Here is a 3,652-nt window from a genome sequence, read left to right as displayed (position 1 = left end):
CCGAGCAGATGAACCAGGCTGTCTTCGCGTTCCGCCGCTACGAAGACTCCAGCCTCGCCTACACCGGCATCGACTCGCACCCTGGCCTCACCCACTACGGCCTTTACGACACCGTGGTCGCCCGCGACACCGTCTGACCAGACGCCAGACGGCAACCAATCCGAAGGGCGCCTCCTGGGTCGTCGGACTCCGTAGGATCTCCCTGGGACTGTCGGGGTATCAGCCCGCCAAGCGGCATCACTTGAGAAGCCGTCCGATCCGCTGCTCAGCGTAGGGATGTGACCGGCCACGTCGGAACGGCGTCGCACCGTCGAGGGGCCGTTCGTAGACGTCGAGGTACTCAGCGAGCTCAAACGAGTGGCCGAGCCTCTTGGCGTATCGGTCGGCCGCGTGTTCGCCACGACGGAAGTACGCGGCCCACAGGGACCGAAGGATCGGAAGCTCCCACGAGACGCCGCCTGAGACGACCCTCACGATCTTGGCTGTAATCGTCCAGCCGATACTGTCGATATAGACGCGGACAACCCGCAGGCCGGGGAACTCGAGACGCACGAGCGCGAGCAGCCTGTCGCCGATTCGAGTCTCGATGTGTCCACATTCGTGGGCGAGAGCTGCTTCGAGCGACGGGTGGCCGATCATCCCACTGTTGACGTAGACGGTCCTGCCCAACGTCTGAGCGTTGGGCACCGGGTCGTCGATGACGAACCAGGCCTTCGGCATCCTTCCACCGCGTCGGCGCAGCTTGGCCAGCACTGGCTCGAAGACCGCCTTCTCACGCAGGCTCGGCCGCCGGGCACCGAGCTCCCCGTAGAGGCCCCATCCGCCGGGCAAACCGAACAAGAAGGTCGCCAGTGACAGCAGCAGCGGAAGGAACGCGACCCCGCCGGCAAGGGCCATTGCAAGATCGTCGGATGCACCGAGAAGACTGACGATCCCGTAGGCGATCAGGAAGCGCACAAGGACATTCGGAAGCTCGAGTATCAGAGCAGGTAGAGCGGTGTCGTGATCATCGTGTCCTCCTCGCCGTCGTCGGTTCCACTCCCCTATCGAATCGCAGCGGTGTGACAGAAACGCGTGCCGCCCGACCTTGGGCGATCACGAAGCACTCCCCGACGTCGAGCTGGCGGACCTTGTCCGGATGGACACGGAAGGCGTCCTGCTGGCGGAGGCTCCCCAACCCGGTGGGGCCGTCCTCGGTCGAGACCTGGATCGTCCGTTCGATGCTGGGCCGGGTGCCGGCACGGGCCGCCAGGCGTTCCGGGTCGGCGCTCTGGTGGCAGATCAGTCCCGCCGCGGCGTCGAGGATCCGGTCGGCGCCGTGGCCGAGGCCGGCGTACGACTGGCTGGAGACGATCACCGCCGCTCCCAGGCTGCGGACCCGTTCGAACAGGTTGGCTGCGTCGGCGTCCATCGATAGGGCTGAGAACTCGTCGACGACGAGCAGCACTCGGCGGTCGATCGGTTTGCGGCGAGCCACGTAGTGGGAGAAGTCCTCCACCAGGAACCGGCCTAAGCCCGTCGCCTCCTCCTTGAGGGCGAGACCGTCGAGCAGCAGGTAGGCCGCGCCGACGTCCTCGAACGCCCAGTCCCCGTCGAGCTTCCCGTCGAGCACCTCGAAGAACGCGCGGTAGCGGGCGACGGCTCCTTGCGCTTCCCGACTCTGGTTGCCTGCCCGCAGGCGGTCGACGAGGTCGGCTGCCGAGCGAGGTGGACCGATCGGGTGTTTGACCGCTTCGGCGAGCAGCAGCTTGGTGGTCGCCCGGTAGTAGGGCTCGGAGAAGTCCTCGACCGCCATCAGCCGGTTGAGCAGCGCCAGAGGTTCGCCCCGCCAGCCGTCGTACGCCTCGTCTGGGAAGACCTTCACTCGTCCCACTCCGGCGTGCTCCATGGCCTTGACGAATCGGGAGACGTTGGCGGGGTCTCCCTTGGCGTCGAGGTAGAGGACCTGCCACCCCAGATCGGCTGCTGCGCCGTAGGCGAGACGGAGTAGTGTCTCGGTCTTCCCGGAGCCGGTTCCTCCCACCACCACGAGGTGCCGCCCCAGGACTGGGGCCGGGTAGAAGACGGAACAGTCGTGAATCCAGTCGGCCAGGTCGCCGCCTTGCGCTTCGCCGAGCAGGATCGATGGCGGTCGCGGCGTCGGCGGTCTCCGTCGCCGGCGGAGCCGCATCAGGCGCCGTCCAAACGGATTAGGTCGAAGCGCTGCTGTCGTTCCGGCGTGAGCTTCTCGATCGCTCGCCCGACACCTCGCTCGGCTGCAGGCGACACGTAGTAGCGGATCCGCTGATAGTCCTCGGGGTGCCAGGCCACGATGTCCACCAGACGCTTCAGATGCTTCTGCGTCAGTTCCACCTCGATCGCAACGGTCACACCGTCAAGCACGATCTCGGCGTCGGGGAGGTGATGCGGCTCCACCGTCGAACCGCCGTTGTGCAGTAGCCGATCGGATCTCCACTCGATGTCTCCGTGCTCGGCTTCCAGGCGCCTGCGGACCTCGGCACACCAGAAGACGTGCGAGAGCCACATCGGTCTGGGAATCAGGTACTTCACCTGGAGGCCGACAGCCCGCAGGCCGGTACGCGACAGCCATACCCAGCCAGGCTCGGCGTAGAGGATCTTCCGCGTCTCGACGAATCCGGCCTGCCGCCATCGTTCGACGATCCGTCGGGTCCGCCGTTCGGAGAGCACACCCTCGATACTCGTCTGACCGCCCGCCTGCGAGCCAAGGAGACCACCGAGCTGATCCATCCGGATCGCATACTGCTCTCCAATCCACCGCATTGCCCACAGGTCCCGATCCGTCAGCCGGATCTCCCCCGCATCTCTCCGTTTCCCCCGAACCACACCTTGACCGACCCCCACCAACCTCATACTCACCACCGTCTCCCCCTCCCTCTGACCTTCATCTCCGACACCCCCAATCCCCGACCCCGGCGACGCACGATGCGGGGGCGGGGTCGGGGATTTGCGCCTTGCGCACCAGGGGTGGCGGAACCCCGGCGTGGCAAGCTCAATGGGGAGTCGGTTGTGGACCGAAGTCCGGCATGCGGTGGGACCACGGTTCGGGCCACCTTCCGGACCGGCGACACGCCCAGGAGTTGACGAAGCATTGACGGCTGTACCGGTTCGGTGCGCTGAGCCTCGAGCCACTGCTCGACGTCGGCTTGGCGGAACCGGACGTGGCGGCCGACCTTGTAGCTGGCCGGCCCGGTGCTGCGGTACCGCCAGGCGTAGATCGTGCCGCCGAGCCATTCGGCGACCTCCTCGACCGTGAGGAGCCGCTCTCCCTGACCGCACGCCACGAGCATGCTCGGTCGTTTTCTCGGAGTTGTGTTGCTGGTCATGGCTTCGACCGTACGACGGCCCGACGACGGGGTCCACCCCTGAGCCGCCGTATTGGTCATCCTGCAGAATCTGTCACTGTCCGGTGATACGTTCGGAGCCATGGACGGTCTCACGCCGAATGCGGTCATCGCCTGGAACATGCGCAGGCTCCGACGCGAGCGAGGCTGGACGCAGGCGGAACTCGCCGAACGGATGAGCGAGCGGGACGACAAGCTCTGGACGTTCTCGATGGTGTCCGACGCCGAGACTGCCGGGCGGGCCGGCCGGGATCGGCAGTTCACCGTGAATGAGGTGAGCCTGCTGGCCC

General features: G+C 66.5%; 5 protein-coding genes. 1 reads left to right on the top strand and 4 read right to left on the bottom strand.

The features are described from left to right. Window positions 1–237 precede the first annotated feature (237 nt). The 4 genes from GXP34_00095 to GXP34_00080 are packed head-to-tail and all read right to left on the bottom strand — an operon-like array spanning window position 238 to window position 3,308. Window positions 238–957 carry a M48 family metalloprotease gene (locus GXP34_00095; GenBank protein NOY54376.1) on the bottom strand — a complete coding sequence of 240 codons (720 nt, stop codon included), beginning with the start codon at window positions 955–957 and terminating at the stop codon, window positions 238–240. A gap of 49 nt (window positions 958–1,006) precedes the next feature. Further along, complete coding sequence (locus GXP34_00090) at window positions 1,007–2,170, bottom strand: DUF853 family protein (GenBank protein ID NOY54375.1); 1,164 nt, start codon at window positions 2,168–2,170, stop codon at window positions 1,007–1,009. Next, a complete protein-coding gene (locus GXP34_00085) occupies window positions 2,170–2,877 on the bottom strand; it encodes a hypothetical protein (protein ID NOY54374.1) in 708 nt (235 codons plus the stop codon). The genes GXP34_00090 and GXP34_00085 overlap by 1 nt, the downstream gene beginning before the upstream one ends. Further along, the gene (locus GXP34_00080) at window positions 2,874–3,308 is read right to left on the bottom strand and encodes a helix-turn-helix domain-containing protein (GenBank protein ID NOY54373.1); all 435 of its coding nucleotides are present in this window, start codon (window positions 3,306–3,308) and stop codon (window positions 2,874–2,876) included. The genes GXP34_00085 and GXP34_00080 overlap by 4 nt, the downstream gene beginning before the upstream one ends. A gap of 136 nt (window positions 3,309–3,444) precedes the next feature. Between GXP34_00080 and GXP34_00075 the strand changes: the two genes are divergently transcribed. Further along, on the top strand, window positions 3,445–3,652 hold a 208-nt coding region (locus GXP34_00075), incomplete at its 3' end, for a helix-turn-helix transcriptional regulator (protein ID NOY54372.1).

This window comes from Actinomycetota bacterium (assembly GCA_013152275.1).
Taxonomy (GTDB): Bacteria; Actinomycetota; Acidimicrobiia; order Spongiisociales; family UBA4744; genus BMS3Bbin01.
This window is presented reverse-complemented; position numbering and strand designations above follow the sequence as displayed.